The organism is Streptomyces sp. NPDC005202, assembly GCF_040608235.1.
Classification (GTDB): Bacteria; Actinomycetota; Actinomycetes; order Streptomycetales; family Streptomycetaceae; genus Streptomyces.
In genome coordinates this window covers 231797-247508 of sequence record NZ_JBEXHW010000004.1, presented here as the reverse complement: position 1 = coordinate 247508, position 15712 = coordinate 231797, and the positions used below count along the sequence as shown (strand labels likewise).

Annotated in this window: 17 protein-coding genes and 2 pseudogenes; 5 read left to right on the top strand and 14 right to left on the bottom strand. The window is 70.5% G+C overall.

Annotated features, from left to right (window positions below):
* Positions 1-35: 35 nt before the first annotated feature.
* The 6 genes and pseudogenes from ABZV31_RS10255 to ABZV31_RS10230 form a co-directional block, all read right to left on the bottom strand.
* On the bottom strand, positions 36-1391 hold the full coding sequence (locus tag ABZV31_RS10255) for a hypothetical protein (protein ID WP_355890723.1): 1356 nt from the start codon (positions 1389-1391) through the stop codon (positions 36-38).
* Complete coding sequence (locus tag ABZV31_RS10250) at positions 1388-1654, bottom strand: hypothetical protein (RefSeq protein WP_355890720.1); 267 nt, start codon at positions 1652-1654, stop codon at positions 1388-1390. Before ABZV31_RS10250 ends, ABZV31_RS10255 begins: the two co-directional genes overlap by 4 nt.
* A complete protein-coding gene (locus tag ABZV31_RS10245) occupies positions 1651-4302 on the bottom strand; it encodes an SUMF1/EgtB/PvdO family nonheme iron enzyme (RefSeq protein WP_355890717.1) in 2652 nt (883 codons plus the stop codon). Before ABZV31_RS10245 ends, ABZV31_RS10250 begins: the two co-directional genes overlap by 4 nt.
* Positions 4299-5060: a class I SAM-dependent methyltransferase gene (locus ABZV31_RS10240; RefSeq protein WP_355890714.1), complete on the bottom strand. Its 762-nt coding sequence runs from the start codon at positions 5058-5060 to the stop codon at positions 4299-4301. The genes ABZV31_RS10245 and ABZV31_RS10240 overlap by 4 nt, the downstream gene beginning before the upstream one ends.
* Before the next feature lie 238 nt (positions 5061-5298).
* Positions 5299-5505, bottom strand: coding sequence for a DUF397 domain-containing protein (locus tag ABZV31_RS10235; RefSeq protein ID WP_355890712.1), 207 nt, complete (start codon positions 5503-5505; stop codon positions 5299-5301).
* A pseudogene (locus ABZV31_RS10230) lies at positions 5502-6026 on the bottom strand (DUF5753 domain-containing protein); the annotation flags it as partial. The gene ABZV31_RS10235 and the pseudogene ABZV31_RS10230, both read right to left, overlap by 4 nt.
* Before the next feature lie 149 nt (positions 6027-6175).
* On the opposite strand from ABZV31_RS10230, the gene ABZV31_RS10225 reads away from it, so the two are divergent.
* From ABZV31_RS10225 to ABZV31_RS10215, 3 genes are read left to right on the top strand one after another with little or no spacing between them, the layout of a single operon-like run.
* Positions 6176-6616, top strand: coding sequence for a hypothetical protein (locus ABZV31_RS10225; protein ID WP_355890709.1), 441 nt, complete (start codon positions 6176-6178; stop codon positions 6614-6616).
* Positions 6613-7077, top strand: coding sequence for an ATP-binding protein (locus ABZV31_RS10220; RefSeq protein ID WP_355890706.1), 465 nt, complete (start codon positions 6613-6615; stop codon positions 7075-7077). The genes ABZV31_RS10225 and ABZV31_RS10220 overlap by 4 nt, the downstream gene beginning before the upstream one ends.
* Positions 7078-7128: 51 nt before the next feature.
* A complete protein-coding gene (locus ABZV31_RS10215; RefSeq protein WP_355890703.1) occupies positions 7129-7371 on the top strand; it encodes a hypothetical protein in 243 nt (80 codons plus the stop codon).
* Between the two features lie 190 nt (positions 7372-7561).
* On the opposite strand, the gene groL is transcribed toward ABZV31_RS10215, so the two are convergent.
* From groL to ABZV31_RS10195, 4 genes are all read right to left on the bottom strand, one after another.
* On the bottom strand, positions 7562-9187 hold the full coding sequence (groL, locus tag ABZV31_RS10210) for a chaperonin GroEL (protein ID WP_355890700.1): 1626 nt from the start codon (positions 9185-9187) through the stop codon (positions 7562-7564).
* A gap of 132 nt (positions 9188-9319) precedes the next feature.
* The gene (gene groES, locus ABZV31_RS10205; RefSeq protein WP_009190181.1) at positions 9320-9628 is read right to left on the bottom strand and encodes a co-chaperone GroES; all 309 of its coding nucleotides are present in this window, start codon (positions 9626-9628) and stop codon (positions 9320-9322) included.
* Positions 9629-10118: 490 nt separating this feature from the next.
* On the bottom strand, positions 10119-10925 hold the full coding sequence (locus tag ABZV31_RS10200) for a polysaccharide deacetylase family protein (protein WP_355891209.1): 807 nt from the start codon (positions 10923-10925) through the stop codon (positions 10119-10121).
* A 2-nt stretch (positions 10926-10927) separates the two neighbouring features.
* Positions 10928-11866 carry a polysaccharide deacetylase family protein gene (locus ABZV31_RS10195; protein WP_355890698.1) on the bottom strand — a complete coding sequence of 313 codons (939 nt, stop codon included), beginning with the start codon at positions 11864-11866 and terminating at the stop codon, positions 10928-10930.
* Here ABZV31_RS10195 and ABZV31_RS10190 point away from each other — a divergent pair.
* Positions 11849-13138: a class I SAM-dependent methyltransferase gene (locus ABZV31_RS10190; RefSeq protein WP_355890695.1), complete on the top strand. Its 1290-nt coding sequence runs from the start codon at positions 11849-11851 to the stop codon at positions 13136-13138. The genes ABZV31_RS10195 and ABZV31_RS10190 overlap by 18 nt on opposite strands.
* A gap of 6 nt (positions 13139-13144) precedes the next feature.
* Here ABZV31_RS10190 and ABZV31_RS10185 read toward each other — a convergent pair whose 3' ends face one another.
* Positions 13145-13411 carry a Uma2 family endonuclease gene (locus ABZV31_RS10185; RefSeq protein WP_355890692.1) on the bottom strand — a complete coding sequence of 89 codons (267 nt, stop codon included), beginning with the start codon at positions 13409-13411 and terminating at the stop codon, positions 13145-13147.
* Between the two features lie 61 nt (positions 13412-13472).
* On the opposite strand from ABZV31_RS10185, the pseudogene ABZV31_RS10180 reads away from it, so the two are divergent.
* Positions 13473-13721, top strand: a pseudogene (locus ABZV31_RS10180) (fibronectin type III-like domain-contianing protein); the annotation flags it as partial.
* Between the two features lie 108 nt (positions 13722-13829).
* On the opposite strand, the gene ABZV31_RS10175 reads toward ABZV31_RS10180, so the two are convergent.
* The 3 genes from ABZV31_RS10175 to rimI are packed head-to-tail and all read right to left on the bottom strand — an operon-like array spanning position 13830 to position 15695.
* The gene (locus tag ABZV31_RS10175) at positions 13830-14087 is read right to left on the bottom strand and encodes a hypothetical protein (protein WP_355890689.1); all 258 of its coding nucleotides are present in this window, start codon (positions 14085-14087) and stop codon (positions 13830-13832) included.
* On the bottom strand, positions 14084-15184 hold the full coding sequence (gene tsaD / locus ABZV31_RS10170; protein ID WP_355890687.1) for a tRNA (adenosine(37)-N6)-threonylcarbamoyltransferase complex transferase subunit TsaD: 1101 nt from the start codon (positions 15182-15184) through the stop codon (positions 14084-14086). The genes ABZV31_RS10175 and tsaD overlap by 4 nt, the downstream gene beginning before the upstream one ends.
* On the bottom strand, positions 15177-15695 hold the full coding sequence (rimI, locus tag ABZV31_RS10165) for a ribosomal protein S18-alanine N-acetyltransferase (protein ID WP_355891206.1): 519 nt from the start codon (positions 15693-15695) through the stop codon (positions 15177-15179). The genes tsaD and rimI overlap by 8 nt, the downstream gene beginning before the upstream one ends.
* Positions 15696-15712: the final 17 nt, after the last annotated feature.

Below are 15712 nucleotides of genomic sequence, written 5' to 3'. Positions count from 1 at the left end.
GCAGCGCATTCACGCCGGAATCCTGGTCGACGATGTCATCGGTCCTGGTCCCCTCCCTGGCGAGGGCCTCGTCGAACAGCAGCACCTTCTCTGTCACGAGCATGGCTTCGCTCCTCGCCGTCCCCGCCCCGCAGCGACGACAGAACGAGGCGGCCGTAGCGGGTGGTCAGGACTGCCGCCGTCGCTGCGACCGACAGGGCGAGTGCCAGTAGCAGGTGGGGCACGGAGTGGTCGTCGAGGACCTGCAGGATGCCAAGGGCGGTGCCGAGTGGCAGGCCCAGGATGGTCAGGACGCCCAGGGCCCCGCTGATCTGCTGACTTTCCTGTGTTTGCACGAGCCTGCTGTAATCGGCGGCTTCGGCGAGGATCTCGGTGAACCGGGCGGGCAGCCGGTGTTGGTTCTGGAAGGCGAGCAGCAGTTCGTTCGCCGGGCCGTGGGCGGTGAGGTGCTGTCGCCAGTAGCTGCTGCGGAAGACCGCGATGTTCTGCTCCAATGCGGCGACACGGCGTGCCAGCCGGCGGGCGGAAGTGAACACCTCCGAGAGTTCGTCGGTGAGTTCGTCGATGTGGTCGCGCTGCAGGGAGCCGAGGAGCAGGGCATCGAGGTAGACGGTACGGGAGTGCAGTGCGCCGAAATCGAAGAAGTCGCCCACACCGCTGTCGGGCCGGTGGCCGAGGAAGGCGGCGCCTTGTCTCAGTACCAGGGCGCTCCAGTCCGCCGAGATGCGCACGGCGTCCTTGAAGTGTTCACCTGCGGTCTCCGGTGGCAGGGGGAAGTCCTGCGGGGTGGAGCGCGAGGCCAGTTGCCACAGCCACCGGTACGCGGAGGCGGGCAGTTCCTCTTCCGGGGCGGCACGGAGAGCGGGAGTGTGCCTAGCCGTCGGGGTCAGGAAGGCGATCGTGTAGGGACGGGCGATGGCGAACGGGGCGTTGTGAGCACGGACGTCGACGATGCCGGCGAGCAACCTGGCCGGGTCGAACGGGCCGGTGAGCGTTTCGTCGAGGGCAGCCGTCCGTCCGGACAGAGCCCGCAGGACGGGCAGCAGCGGTCGCTCCACAGTGAAGTGCAGGACAGCCAGGGCGTGTTCGGGGTTGCGTGCGGTGGCCGCGCGGAGGAGTTCCATGCCGAGCAGATGCAGTCCGTCGTGCTTGACGTCCAGTGGCAGGTGCCAGCGTCGCGGTCGCCCGGGTGCACCGTAGAGGGCCCGGGCGGAGGCGGGGGCGAAGTAGGTGGACCTGGTTCGGGCGTCGGTGCGGCGGCTGCCCAACGCGAACGGGAAGGGGCCTTCCGGCCAGTCGGGGACGCGCAGCAGCCGCACGGGCAGGACGACGGTCAGTTCCTGGCGGGCCCCGGTGACGTCGTCGAGCAGGGGTACTCCGTCGCTGGTCACCGGTAGTACTCGGCCGGGTCGGGCTGGTCGAGGCGAATGACGAACTCCGCCCGGTAGGGACTGTCGCCGCTGACGTGGAAGCGGACGCGTTCGCCGGTGCGGATGGTCCGGAAACCCTCGGTCACGATCTGCCGGTAGTCGAAGCTGTAGTACCGCTCGTCCTCGTCGTCCCGGACGATGTAGGAGCCGAGTGCACCGCTCAGCCCTCCGCCGCTCGGCCGCCTGTCGACGATGGTGCCGTGTCGCGGCCCGCCGCCGCTCATGTTGTGGTCTCCTCTGCCTCGGCCGAGTCGATGTCCTGCACGCACCGGAAGCCGACTGCGTTGCTTCCGCCACGCTTCCGATAGAGACCTTTGGTACTGGCCTGTACCGCACGCATGGGGTTGTCGTAGCTACCGCCGCAGATGACGGCCTCTCCGGGATCGACCAGGCTGGTGGACGTCCATTCCCAGCAGTTGCCCACCATGTCCAGAACGCCGAACGGGGAACAGTTGCCGAGGCGTTCACCGGAGGGTGTCACGCCGGCCCGGCGGACGGCGTCGCCCGCGAAGTCCCGGTACCAGGCCTGGTACGTCACGACGGGTCGGCCGACCCACGAGTCGGCGCAGTTGACTCGGGTGCTGTCCGGTGTGTCGCCCCATGGGAAGAGCCGCCCGTCGGTGCCCCGCGCGGCCGCCTCCCATTCGAGGGCGGTCGGCAGCCGCTTGCCCTCGAACGCGGCGAAGGCGTACGCGCTCCACCAGCTGACGCAGATCGCCGGATGGTCGTCGTAGCGTGGGTTTTCGTAGTAGTCGGGACGCCGCAGCCGGTCGGTCCAGGGGCGGTGGGTGACGTGGGCCGGCTGGTCCGGGTGGTCCCATGGCGAGGTGCCGTCCGCGTCGAGGGCGTCGAGGAAGCGGCGGTACCGTGCGACGGTCACGGCCTGGCGGTCGAAGCGCACGGAGCGCTCGACGCGGCGGATCAGCAGCCGCTCGGCCGGACCGACCAGGTATGCCCCGGCGGGCAGTACGCAGTCGTTGTTCTCCGCGCCGGCGCGCATGCCGGCGAGGAAGGCACGCACCTGCTCGGTGAGGTAGGCACCGCCGGGGAGGTCCGCCGCCGCATTCAGGTGTGCGGGGTCCGCGAGGTACCTGGCGGCGAGGAGTTCCTGGTACGCCGCGTGCACGAAGGCGAAGTGGTCGTGCCCCGCCGGGCGCAGCAGCGGTCCGAGGAGACAGGCCTCTGGATCGAGGCGTCCGTCCTCGAAGGCGTCGCCCCCCAGCTCGCGGTGGAGGTCGAGGAGGGAGAAGACGGTGCGGTCGGTAAGGAAGGCCCGTCCGAATGCCGCGGGCAGCCGCCGCTCCAGGTCGGGCCGCCCGCACTCGGCCAACGTCCGTGTGATGTGTGTGCTGAGAATGTCCGCGAGCGTCTTCCCCGGCGGAAGGCCCAGCTGCGCGGTGAGGCGTTGCTCGAGCGGGGTTGCCTCCGGCTCGGTCAGACGTACGACGTGGAAGTGCGGGACGCGTGACGGGTCGACGCCGTTGGCGTACATCTGCTCGACGAGCTGTTCGGAGCGGCCGGCGCCGCTGTCCAGTAGCTGACGCACCTGGGGCGAGTCCGCGAGGAAGGAGACCCGCGAACTCATGACGACCGCCGATTCGGCGGACAGGACGGCCGCGAGATCGGTGAAGAGCCGCAGGAAACCGGCCGGACTCGGTTCCTCGACGCCCTCGTCGACGGCGTCGAGCACGCACAGCGCGGTTCCCGACCGGATGAGGTAAAGGAAGAGGTCATACGCGCGGGAGCGGTCCGACGCCATGGCCGGCGCCAGGAGGCGGGCCACGTACTCGGAGAACGGTTCGTCCTTGGGTTTGAGACCGAGGTCGAAGTAGAAACGGAAGCGGCGGACTTCCGGGTTGCCGGCCAGCGTGCGCAGGAGTGTGCTCTTGCCGCTTCCGGCCCGACCGGTGACCAGGACGTTCGCGCTGCCGCGCGCGAGGCGCGTCAGCAGTTCCGCCGCGTCGCCGGATTCCGTCACCTTCGTCTCGCCGGTGCGCGGGTCGGTGGTGAGCACCGCCGCGGCGACGGCCTGGGGCTCGGACGAGGCGTCGGCGGTGGTGAACCCGGCGAGATGGGCGTCGAGATTGACGAGGGTGTCGACGAAACCGTCGTATCGCACAATCCGGAAGTCGGTGCCCAGCAGCTGGTGGAGGGCTCCGGATGCCGCGCCGCCGTCATCGTCCAGGACGACGAACCGGGTGAGCTTGGGCAGCCGGGTGCGCAGCAACTCGCCACCGCTGGAGGCGAGGACGGTGCTGAGGTCGTCGGCGTCACGGGAGAGCATCAGCTCCACGTACTCGAGCCGCATCCCCGACTCCCGGCAGAAGAGCTGGTACACGGTGTCCGGGCTGAGGACGAACCGCTTGGCCTGCCGGTAGCCGAGGGTGACGTACAGCCCGGCGAGGAATTCGCAGCGGCGCGCCACCTCGGGTGCCATGTCGGGTTCGCCGCCGAGAAGGGCCGCGCTCCCGGTGTCGGTGAACCAGACCAGGACGTCGACGAGCCTACGGACCGCAAGCAGTCCGTCCTCATCGCTGATGTCGTACCCGTCGTGCGTGGAACGGTTGCGGAGGCGTCGGATGTCGTCGAGCGCGTCCAGGACGGTGCTGCTGCGGATGTAGGGACGGCAGCGCTTGACGAGGTCGTTCAGGGCCTTCGTCGCGGGGTCGCCCTCGACGCCATGGTGCCGCCACAGCTCCTTGAGCAGCTTCTCGGTCAATTTCCCGACCAGCGCCACCGCGTTTTCGGGATATCCGTCGTCGAGAGACCGTAACGGCCGTTCCAGATCGAGTCCCAGGCGATCGGCGATCCGCGAGTGGTCGTCGAGTTCTCTCCGCAGGCGCCGCAGCCGTTCGTCGACCACGGTGCTCACGCGCCTTCACCCCGCCGTCGGCCGAGAACGAACGCGAACCGGTCGGGAAAGACCAGCACGGGCTCCGGATGAGCGACTCGCATCTCCTCGATGCCCTTCTCGATCTCGCTGTCGGTGAAGGTGGAGAGCAGGGACATGTAGCGGGCACGCACCATGCCGAAGTACCTGTCCCGGTCGATGCGCAGCTCGTGCTCGACATGGCCGAGTGTCGTCTCCAGCCCGGCCGCCCGCAGGTGTCCCGCGATGACCGCCGGGTCGGGCTGCAGTTCCTCGAATCGTGCGAGGGCCGCCTTGAACAGGGGGTACTGGATGGTGGCCGAGAGCATGGCCACCAGCAGCCGGCCGCCCGGGGCCAGTCGGCCGGCGAGGCCTCGCAGGGTGTGCGCCGGGTCGGCCACGTGGTGCACCGATTCCTTCAGCCACATGGCGTCGAGCTGTTCGTACGGCAGGCGGGCACGCCCTTCGGCGATGTCCTCCGCGGAGGCGACGATCGGCGTCAGGGCGGCCGGAGGCGGTGTGCCGAGCCCGCGGAGCATCGCTTCGGAGGGATCGACACACAGGATGGAATGGTGTGGCTGGATCTGTCTGGCCACTTCCCGGGCGAACAGGCCCGTACCTGAGCCGATGTCGGCGATCCGGTCCGTGGGAGTGAGCCGCAGCGCCTCGGCGATCCGGCCGGACATCCAGGGGACGTAGTCCGGGTCGTAGACCCAGTGCTCGTCGTACTCGGCTGCGAGCCCCTCGTAATGCCCTCGCACGTCGCCCCGTTCCACGGTCCCCCTCGCGCCCCTCGCGTCACCGGTAGTGCCGTACGGACACCGTGCAGGCTATCGCGGGTACCTGCGCGACAACAGTCAGTAACGCGTCGGTCTGCATGTCCGCCTGGGCGTCCTGAGAAGAAGGCTCGCGGTCGCCAGAGGAAACGAGTGACTGACATACGGGCATGAGTGAGGGGCGGTAGGGAGCGCAACGGCTCCCGACCGCCCCTCGCCCCTCTCAACCGCGCGCGGCCATCCGTACGAACGCTGTCCACTGGGCGACGGGGACGGTGAGGACCGCTTCGTTCGGCCGCTTGGAGTCGCGGACCAGCACGGCCGTACCCGCGTCTGCGACCTCGACGCAATCACCGCCGTTGCCCGCGCTGTGACTGCTCTTGAACCAGCGCAGTTCACCAGCGGCAGGCGCGGGGCTGCCTGTCTTCATAGCTCTCCCAACAACTTCTCGATGAAGGCCAGCGACTCCCTCGGAGTCAACGCCTGCGCTCTGAGAACGCCGTAGGTTGCCTCCAGCGGGCTGACCTTCTTTGGGTCCGAGTACAGGGCGCTCGTGTCCTGCACTTCCGTGTAGGCCATCCTGCGCTGATCCCCGAGGTGGATCAATGTGAACGGCCCGGCCAGACCCGCGTGTTCGTCGCGCCAGGTCGGCATGACCTGCATCTCGACGTTGCGTTCGTGCCCGTAGAGCAGCAGTTGTTCCAGTTGGCCGCGCAGCACGTCCGGACCGCCCAGGGGCCGACGCAGTACGTGTTCCTCGATGACGAAGCTCAGGAGCGGGGCAGGCCGTCGCGTGAACAGTTTCTGGCGTTCCATCCGAGTGGCCACGCCCTGTTCAATCGTCTCCTCGTCCAGCAGCGGGCGCCACATGCGGAAGACTGCGCGTGCGTACTCCTCGGTCTGCAAGAGTCCCTTGACCACGTGGTTGGCGTAGGCGTGCAGTTCGACTGCATCTGGCCAAGCTCCTGGCACAGACGCCCGTACACGCCGTACAACCCCCCTCGAACCCCGTGTCGCCGCAGGTCGCACCGAGTCCCCGGATTCCGGCCGTCGGTGTCCCGACTCCTCGGCTCACCGACGGTCATCCAAAGAAAGACCCCGTGGGAAACACCTCCCACCATCCCCCGGCGCCGCTCACCGGGCAGACCGGCGGCCCCGAGGCAGACCCCCACGCCCTCGAAGCGGCGGGCGCCTTCGTAGCCACCCTCCCCCGCCTCTCCCCCGCCCTCCGCCAGATCCCCCGTGGCATGCACGACGAGCTGACGCGCCTCACCGCCCGCTGGCTCGCCGCCGGCCACACCCCCAGCGGCATCCGCACGCACATCCTGCGCGGCCTGCCCGACGACGGCACCCCGGTCCACCGCCCCGGCGGCCGCCTACACACGCGCCCGAACCCGTCGACGACGAAGACCTCTGGGGGGAGCCGCGGCCCGACGCCCCCGACAAGCACGACCCGGTCCCTCCCCACCCCGACAGACCCCGACCGTAAGGGCGTCGGACCTGGCGACGGCGGACACCGCCACGACATCTTCGGTCCATGACGACACCCCCCGACCGACAGGACTCAGCGCACCTGCCGCAGCGGCCGGCCGACCAGAGGGTCTTCACCCTCCGCTTCACCGCCTCGCCCCGCGGTGCCCGGCTCGCCCGCAGGCTCGCCTCGCACCAGATGGACGCCTGGGGGTGGAGCTACGGATCACCCGCCCACGACGCCGTGGAGCTGGTCGTCGCCGAGCTGGCCGCGAACGCCGTCACCCACGGCCGGGTGCCCGGCCGGGACGCCGGGCTGCGGCTGAGCGCGCAGGACGCAGGGCACGTACGGGTGGAGGTGAGCGACGCCCGCGGCGAGCGGCTGCCCGTGGCACGCGGAACCGGGACGGAGGAGGACGGCGGCCGGGGACTCGTCCTCGTCGCGTCCCTCGCCAAGGAGTGGGGCACGGCCCCGCGGCCCGGCGCCCCCGGCAAGATCGTCTGGGCCGTCGTGCCCACCGGGCTCCGGTGACACCGACACCGCGCAGGACCAGCGCATCTGGATGCGGTGCACCCGGCGGGCATGGTCATCGTCCGGGAGGGCGACGGCGACGTGCGCTGGTGGACTTGGGCCGGACACCGGGCGAACGCCACCCTGGCCGTCTCCCTCTCCTCCGTCACTGTGCCGCACCGGCGCGTGGAAGACCGGTTCATCCGGCTGCGTGACGACCTGACGGCGCAGAGCTGGCAGGCGGCTGTGGCCGACGCGCGAGCCGGCCTCACCCTGCCCGAGGTCGATGTGCGTGCCGTGCGGGGGCTGAAATAGCCGAGGCCCTGCCCCAGCGGCTCGCGGAAGCCGCCCTCGCGGCTCGGCTGGCGGACAAGGACGGTGCGCGTGCGGTGCTCGCGGAGGGCGTCAGGTTCCTGAGGCGGCTGATCAGCCGACAAGGCACGGCGAAGGCCCGGCACCCCGTCAGGGGCGCCGGGCCTTGCTCAAGGCTTGCCGACGTAAGACGTCAGTGGGCGTGGCCGTGGCCGTGGCCCGCGGCGGCCGGCTCCTCTTCCTCCTTCTTCTCGACGACCAGGGTCTCGGTCGTCAGGAGGAGGGAGGCGATGGAGGCGGCGTTCTCCAGGGCGGAGCGGGTGACCTTCACCGGGTCGATGACGCCGGCCTTGATCAGGTCGCCGTACTCGCCGGTGGCGGCGTTGTAGCCCTGGCTCTTGTCCAGCTCCTTGACCTTGGAGACGATCACGTAGCCCTCGAGGCCCGCGTTCTCCGCGATCCAGCGCAGCGGCTCGACGACGGCCTTGCGGACGACCGCGACACCGGTGGCCTCGTCGCCGGTCTTGTCGAGGTTGCCCTCGAGGACCTTGGAGGCGTGGACGAGCGCGGAACCACCACCGGAGACGATGCCCTCCTCGACCGCGGCGCGGGTCGCGGAGATGGCGTCCTCCAGACGGTGCTTCCTCTCCTTCAGCTCCACCTCGGTGGCGGCGCCGACCTTGATCACGCACACGCCGCCGGCCAGCTTGGCGAGGCGCTCCTGGAGCTTCTCGCGGTCCCAGTCGGAGTCGGTGGTCTCGATCTCGGCCTTGATCTGGGCGATGCGGCCCTCGACGTCCTCCTTCTTGCCGGCGCCGTCGACGATCGTGGTCTCGTCCTTGGTGACGGTGACGCGGCGGGCGGAGCCGAGGACGTCCAAGCCGACCTGGTCGAGCTTGAGGCCGACCTCCTCGGAGACGACCGTGGCACCGGTGAGGACCGCCATGTCCTGCAGCATCGCCTTGCGGCGGTCGCCGAAGCCCGGGGCCTTGATGGCGACGGTGCTGAAGGTGCCGCGGATCTTGTTGACGACCAGGGTCGACAGGGCCTCGCCCTCGACGTCCTCGGCGATGATCAGCAGCGGCTTCGAGGAGTTCGACTGGATGATCTTCTCGAGGAGCGGGAGCAGGTCCGCGATCGCGGAGATCTTGCCCTGGTGGATGAGGATGTACGGGTCGTCGAGGACGGCCTCCATGCGCTCCGGGTCCGTCACGAAGTACGGCGACAGGTAGCCCTTGTCGAAGGCCATGCCCTCGGTGAAGTCCAGCTCGAGACCGAAGGTGTTGGACTCCTCGACGGTGATGACACCGTCCTTGCCGACCTTGTCCATCGCCTCGGCGATGAGTTCGCCGACCTGCTCGTCCTGGGCGGACAGCGCGGCGACGGCGGCGATGTCGGACTTCTCGTCGATCGGGCGCGCCGAGGCGTGCAGGTCGTCGGAGACGGCCTTGACCGCGGCGTCGATGCCCTTCTTCAGGGCGGCCGGGGAGGCGCCGGCGGCGACGTTCTTCAGGCCCTCGCGCACCAGGGCCTGGGCGAGCACGGTGGCGGTGGTCGTACCGTCACCTGCGATGTCGTTGGTCTTGGTCGCCACCTCCTTCACCAGCTGGGCGCCGAGGTTCTCGTACGGGTCCTCGATCTCGATTTCGCGGGCGATGGTGACGCCGTCGTTGGTGATGGTGGGGGCGCCGAACTTCTTGTCGATGACGACGTTGCGGCCCTTGGGGCCGATCGTCACCTTGACCGTGTCGGCGAGCTTGTTGACGCCGCGCTCGAGGGCGCGACGGGCGTCCTCGTCGAACTTCAGGATCTTCGCCATGGGAGCGTTGGCCCTCTCGGGAATCTAGAGGTGCAGGGGTGCAAAGGTGAACGAACGGCGCCCCCGGCGCCCGGCTTCTTATCGGTCGCGGGGGCCAGGGGCGCAATTCGGAGCAGAAGCGCTCGAGGTGAACTACTTCTCGATGATCGCGAGCACGTCGCGAGCCGAGAGAACGAGGTACTCCTCGTTGTTGTACTTCACCTCGGTGCCGCCGTACTTGCTGTAAAGCACGACGTCGCCGACCTTCACGTCGAGCGGAAGACGGTTGCCGTCCTCGAAGCGGCCCGGGCCCACGGCCAGGACGACGCCCTCCTGGGGCTTCTCCTTGGCGGTGTCCGGAATGACCAGGCCAGAGGCCGTGGTCTGCTCGGCGTCCAGCGGCTGGACCACGATGCGGTCCTCGAGCGGCTTGATGGCAACCTTGGAGCTGGCGGTCGTCACGATCCGACCTCCCCCTTCGGAGATCTCACGGGGTTAACTGTCTGAGGTGGCGACCAGGTCGATCCGTCGTCGCGGGTGCCGGACCTGCCCGTCGCGTAGTTGGCACTCTCCAGGGGGGAGTGCCAGGACCGAGACTATGACCGTCGTTAGCACTCGGTCAAGCGGAGTGCCAATTGCCCGCGGCGCGTCGTCCGGGATTCGTGGTGGGCGTACGTCTGTGCAGCCTGCCCGGCGCTGCGGCGACCGTCCCCGGGAGCTCGGTCCCGGATGGGCGAAGCGCGGGCCGGAGGACCGGATTCCGTAGGGCCGTACGGGTGTTGTGCCCTTACGCCCCGGTTGGGGTATTCCGCCACGCCCCGGTTGGCGTATTCCACCGCCGCCTTCCCCGCCCGAGCCCGCCCCTGAGCGGTCCTCCGTCCGGGCGGACGCGGTTACCGGTGGCTGCCTGTTGCTGCCGGTCACCCGGTTCAGAAGACCCAGGTCACCCGGTTCAGAAGTAGTCCTCCAGCCGCCCCACCGTCAGCCCCCGTCCCTGGATCTGGCGGAGCAGCCGCGTCGTGCGTTCGCGGAGGGTCAGGTCGTTGAGGTCGTCGTCGTCCGAGGCGACGAGGAGGATGTCGCCGGGGTGGAGGTCGCGGCCCCGGGTGAAGTGCAGGCCGGTCTCCGTCATCGACGCCCGCCACAGGACGACTGCCGAGACGTCGCAGTCGGCGGCCGCGCGCAGGGTCGTCGCGTCGTACGCGCCGTAGGGCGGGCGGAAGAGGCGGGGGCGGACGCCGAAGCGGGACCTGAGTTTGTCCCGCTGGCCGCAGATCTCGGCGCGCTGGCCGGCGTAGGGCAGGCCGCGCAGCGAGGGGTGGTCGAGGGTGTGGTTCTGCAGGTCCGCGCCGACCGACAGCAGCCGCGCGAAGTGCCCGTAGCCCGGGCCGACGACTCTGTCCGTGAGAAACATGCTGACCGGCAGCCGCAGTTCACGGACCATGTCGACGAACCGCGGATCCTTCTCCGCCCCGTCGTCGTAGGTGAGGAAGACGACCTTGTCGGAGGTGCGGATGTGGTTCACCACCGGGGGCAGCCCCGGGCCCGACGTGCCGGGGAGCCGGGGCCGGGCCGGCGGTTTCGGGGCCGGGGCCAGCGGGGCTGCGAGACCCCAGCGGCGGTATGGCTGCTCGGCGGCCGGCCCGTGCGGCCGTACCCGCTGGGCCGCCTTCCTGCCCAGCCGCTCGATCGGGTCCACGGACGGCGCGCAGCCGGTCAGCAGCGCGGCCGCGAGCAGGGCCGCGGCCGCGCGCCGCAGCCTCACAGGTAGTCCTCCAGCCGGGCCACCGCGTACCCCTCGGCCGTGACCTTGTGCAGGAACCGGCGGACCATGTCGGGCATCGTGCCCTTCCAGTCGTTCCGGCCCCGGAAGTGGGTGAGGACGATGTCGCCGGGGTGCAGGTCCTGGTCCGTCTCGCGGTACTCCCAGTGGTCGACGAAGACCTCCTCGTCCCAGATGGGCGCGTACTTGATGCCGCAGGACTTGGCGGCGCGCAGGGTGTCCTGGTTGTAGGAGCCGTAGGGCGGGCGGAAGACCTGCGGGCGCTTGCCGAACTGCCGCCTCATGATGTCCTGCATGTCGCAGATCTCGTGCTTCTGCTCCTCGTAGGACAGGCCGGGCAGGTAGGGGTGGTGGAGGGTGTGGTTGTTGAGGGTGACCCCCGAGGCCTGCATCTTCCGGAAGTAGCCGTAGTCGTCCTTCACCAGGTAGTTGCTGAGGAAGGCGGTGTAGGGGATCTTCAGGTCCCGCATCATGTTCAGGAACGCCGGGTCCTTCTCCTCGCCGTCGTCGATCGTGAGGAAGACGACCCTGTCCCTGGTGGGGATGGTGGTGAAGACCGGGGGCAGGTTCAGCTCCTCCTGCTGGTCCACCTCGAAGCCCTCGCGGGCGGTGATCCTCGGTTTCTGCGCGGGCGGCGGTGGAGGCGTCAGCGGGACCTTGTTCAGGCCCCAGCGCCTGGCGGCGGCCGCGCGGGTCTCGTAGGAGGCGTGCAGCCGGGTGGCGTAGGAGTCGAGGGCGCGGGCCGGGGGCGCCTGGAGGCGCTGCTGGCCGTGGGCGGGCCGTACGGGCGTGTCCGGCTGCGCGCAGCCGGCGGCGAGGGCGGCGACTGCCAGGGCCGCGAGACCGCCGGGGATCCCCGCCGTGCGGTACGCGCCCCCACTGTCACACTTTTTGTCATTTTGTACTACTACTCGCATGGTGCCGGATCCTCCCAGGCCACCGCCCGGAACCGGGGCCGACACCGCGGCCGCAGGCGCACCATCCACCGACTGGCCCACAATGAGCCGGTGAACGACCACCTCCACGCCTTCGCCTCGCTGCTCACCCCCGAGGGCCGTGCCCTCCTGGACGAGGTGCGCGGCACCGACCCGGCCGACGAACTCGCCGTCGCCACCCGCCTGCGCCGCGAGCACCCCGCCGAACTGGTGTCGGCGGCGCTCGGGCAGGCCCGACTGCGGCAGCGGGCGGCGGCGAAGTTCGGGGCCCAGGACGCGGAGCGGATGTTCTTCACGCCGAACGGGGTCGAGCAGTCGACCCGGACAACGGTGGCGACGTACCGGGCGGGGCGGCTGCGGGAACTCGGCGTGACCTCCGTCGCCGACCTGTGCTGCGGGATCGGGGGCGACGCGATCGCGCTCGCCCGCGCCGGGATCCGCGTCCTCGCCGTGGACCGGGACCCGCTGACGGCCGCCGTGGCGCGGGCGAACGCCGAGGCGCTGGGGCTCGCCGACCTGATCGAGGTCCGGGAGGCGGACGTCACGGACGTCGACACCTCGCCGTACGACGCCGTGTTCGTGGATCCGGCGCGGCGCGGTGGACGCGGCCGGATTTTCGACCCCGAGGCGTACTCCCCGCCCCTTTCGTGGGCGGTGGACACGGCGCTCAAGGCACCCCGCGCGGCGCTGAAGATCGCCCCCGGCATCCCCCACGAGGCCGTCCCCGCCGAGGCCGAGGCGGAGTGGATCTCCGACGGCGGGGACGTGAAGGAGGCGGTGCTGTGGTTCGGCACCGAGCCGGGACTGGTGCGGGCGACCCTGCTCCCGGGACCGCGCACCCTGCGCGGCCGCGGCCTCCCAAACCCCCAAGTCCGTCCTGTGGGCCGCTACTTGTACGAACCCGACGGCGCCGTCATCCGCGCCCACCTGGTCGCCGAGGTCGCCGAAGAACTCGACGGGGGCCTCATCGACGAGACCATCGCGTATGTGACGGCCGACGAGCTCCGCCCGACGCCTTACGCCTCCGCCTACGACATCACCGACCAACTCCCCTTCAACGTCAAGAAGCTGAAAGCACTGCTTCGGGAACGCGGGGTCGGCACGCTGACGGTGAAGAAGCGGGGGTCGGCGGTGGAGCCGGAGGAACTGCGCAGGAAGGTGCTTCCGAAGCCGCAGGGGCCGAACGCGGCGACCGTCTTCCTGACGCGGGTGGCGGCGGCGCCGACGATGCTGATCGGCCACCCGTCCGGCTGAGGCCCGTCAGGACGCGACGATCGCCTTGCCGACGGCGAAACCCTTGGCCGGCCCCTCCGGAATCACCGCGTCGGTACCGTACGGAACGCGATGCTCGTCGGTGTACCTGGCCTTCTTGGGGTCGGGGGACGTCAGGACGACGACGGCTCCGTCGTCGTCGAAGTCGTCGACGATCACGTAGACCGGAATCCCGGCCCGGGCGTACTCGCGGCGCTTGCGGACACGGTCCCGCTGGAGGTTCCGGTGTCCGGGCGAAGTGACCTCGACGACCAACTTGACCCCGGCGGCATCGACGCCGAGGCCCTCCTCGTCGGGGATCTCGTCGAGGTCGAGGGGCTACCAGCGGCTGGAGCTGGCCCCGGGCGAGTCCCGCCGGGTGACCTTCCGCTTCCACGCGGACCTGTCGGCGTTCACCGACCGTTCGGGCGCGCGGGTGGTCGAGCCGGGCGCGCTGGAACTACGGGTGGCGGCATCCAGCGCCGAGGTACGGCACACGGCACGGCTCACGCTGACCGGACCGGTAGGGGTCCTGGGCCCGGACCGGCGGCTGCGGTGCGAGACGGAGGTGTCGGGGGTGGGGTGACCCACTGACCCACCGCGTGACCCACCGCGCCGGGGGGACGGTGGGGGAAGTCGATGGTCGGGTACGCCCCGCGTCCCGGACCGGCCGTGGAAGCTCTCGTACTGCCCGTCAGTCCGTCCCCACCGACTCGAACCGCCAGCGGTGCACCGCCCGCGTCACCAACTCCCCGTCCGGCTCCGGAAGTTCGGGGAGGTCGGCATCGCAGGGCGCGTCCCACCACGTGATGACCAGGACACGGTCCTGGGGGGCGCGGAAGGTCTCCCGGCGCAGGGGTTCGCGCGCAAGCCTCTGCGCCCGCGCCCAGGCCAGGAGCTCCTCGCCCCGGCCCGCGGCCGCCCGCGCCTCCCACATCACGGCGACCGTCATGAGTAGAGGTTCTCCTCGCCGACCTCGTGCACATGGTCGTGGTCGTGCCCCGGCACGTGCGGTTCCGTCACCGGCAGCGACGAGTCCGCCGACAGGTCCCAGCTCGATGCCGCGCGGCCCCTGCTCACCATCTCCGCGCCCAGCGCGGCGACCATCGCGCCGTTGTCCGTGCACAGCTTGGGCCGGGGGACGCGGAGGCGGATGCCGGCGGCCTCGCAGCGCTCCTGCGCCAGGGCCCGCAGGCGGGAGTTCGCCGCGACGCCGCCGCCGATCATCAGGTGGTCGACGCCCTCGTCCTTGCAGGCCCGTACCGCCTTCCTCGTCAGCACGTCCACGACCGCCTCCTGGAAGGAGGCCGCCACGTCGCGCACCGGGACCTCCTCCCCCGCCGCCCGCTTGGCCTCGATCCAGCGGGCGACCGCCGTCTTCAGGCCGGAGAAGGAGAAGTCGTAGGCCGGGTCCCGGGGGCCGGTCAGGCCGCGCGGGAACGCGATCGCCTCCGGGTCGCCCTCCTTCGCGTACCGGTCGATGACCGGGCCGCCCGGGAAGCCCAGGTCCAGCACGCGCGCGATCTTGTCGAAGGCCTCGCCCGCGGCGTCGTCGATCGTCGCGCCCATGGGACGTACGTCGGACGTGATGTCCGTCGACAACAACAACGAGGAATGCCCACCGGACACCAGCAGCGCCATCGTCGGCTCCGGCAGCGGGCCGTGCTCCAGCTGGTCCACGCAGATGTGGGAGGCGAGGTGGTTCACGCCGTACAGCGGCTTGCCCAGCGCGTAGGCGTACGCCTTCGCCGCCGAGACGCCGACCAGCAGCGCGCCGGCCAGCCCGGGGCCGGCGGTGACCGCGATGCCGTCCAGGTCCTTCGCCGAGACGCCCGCCTCCTTCAGCGCGCGGTCGATGGTCGGCACCATCGCCTCCAGGTGCGCCCTGGACGCCACCTCCGGCACGACCCCGCCAAAACGGGCGTGCTCGTCGACGCTGGAGGCGACCGCGTCCGCCAGCAGGGTGGCGCCGCGGACAATGCCGACGCCGGTCTCGTCGCAGGAGGTCTCAATGCCGAGGACGAGCGGCTCGTCCCGCATGTCAGTCATGGATCTCGGTTCCTTGTACGCCGTTGACGGAGGTTGCACCCGCGGCGGAGCCGCTGTCGGACGCTGTGGACAGGCGCATCACCAGGGCGTCCACGCTCCCCGGCTGGTAGTAGCCGCGTCTGAGACCGATGGGTTCGAAGCCGAAGCGCTCGTACAGCTTCTGCGCGCGGACGTTGTCCACGCGGCACTCGAGCATCACCTCGGCGCACTCGAAGGCGGTCGCGGCCCGCAGCAGCTCGGTCAGCAGCCGGGAGCCGAGCCCGGTGCCCCAGTAGTCGCGGGCGACGGCGATGGTCTGGATGTCCGCCTGGTCACCGGAGGCGACCAGGCCCGCGTACCCGACGATCCGGTCGCCGTTCTCCCCGGGGATCTCCGCGACGACGTACCGCCGGGTCGCCGCCGGGCCCCGGGAGTGCGCGAGCTCGGACCAGAACATGCCCCGGGACCAGGCGTCCTCGGGGAACAGGTCCTTCTCCAGCTGCAGCACGGGGTCGATGTCCCACCAGCGCATCTCGCGCAGCACAGGAG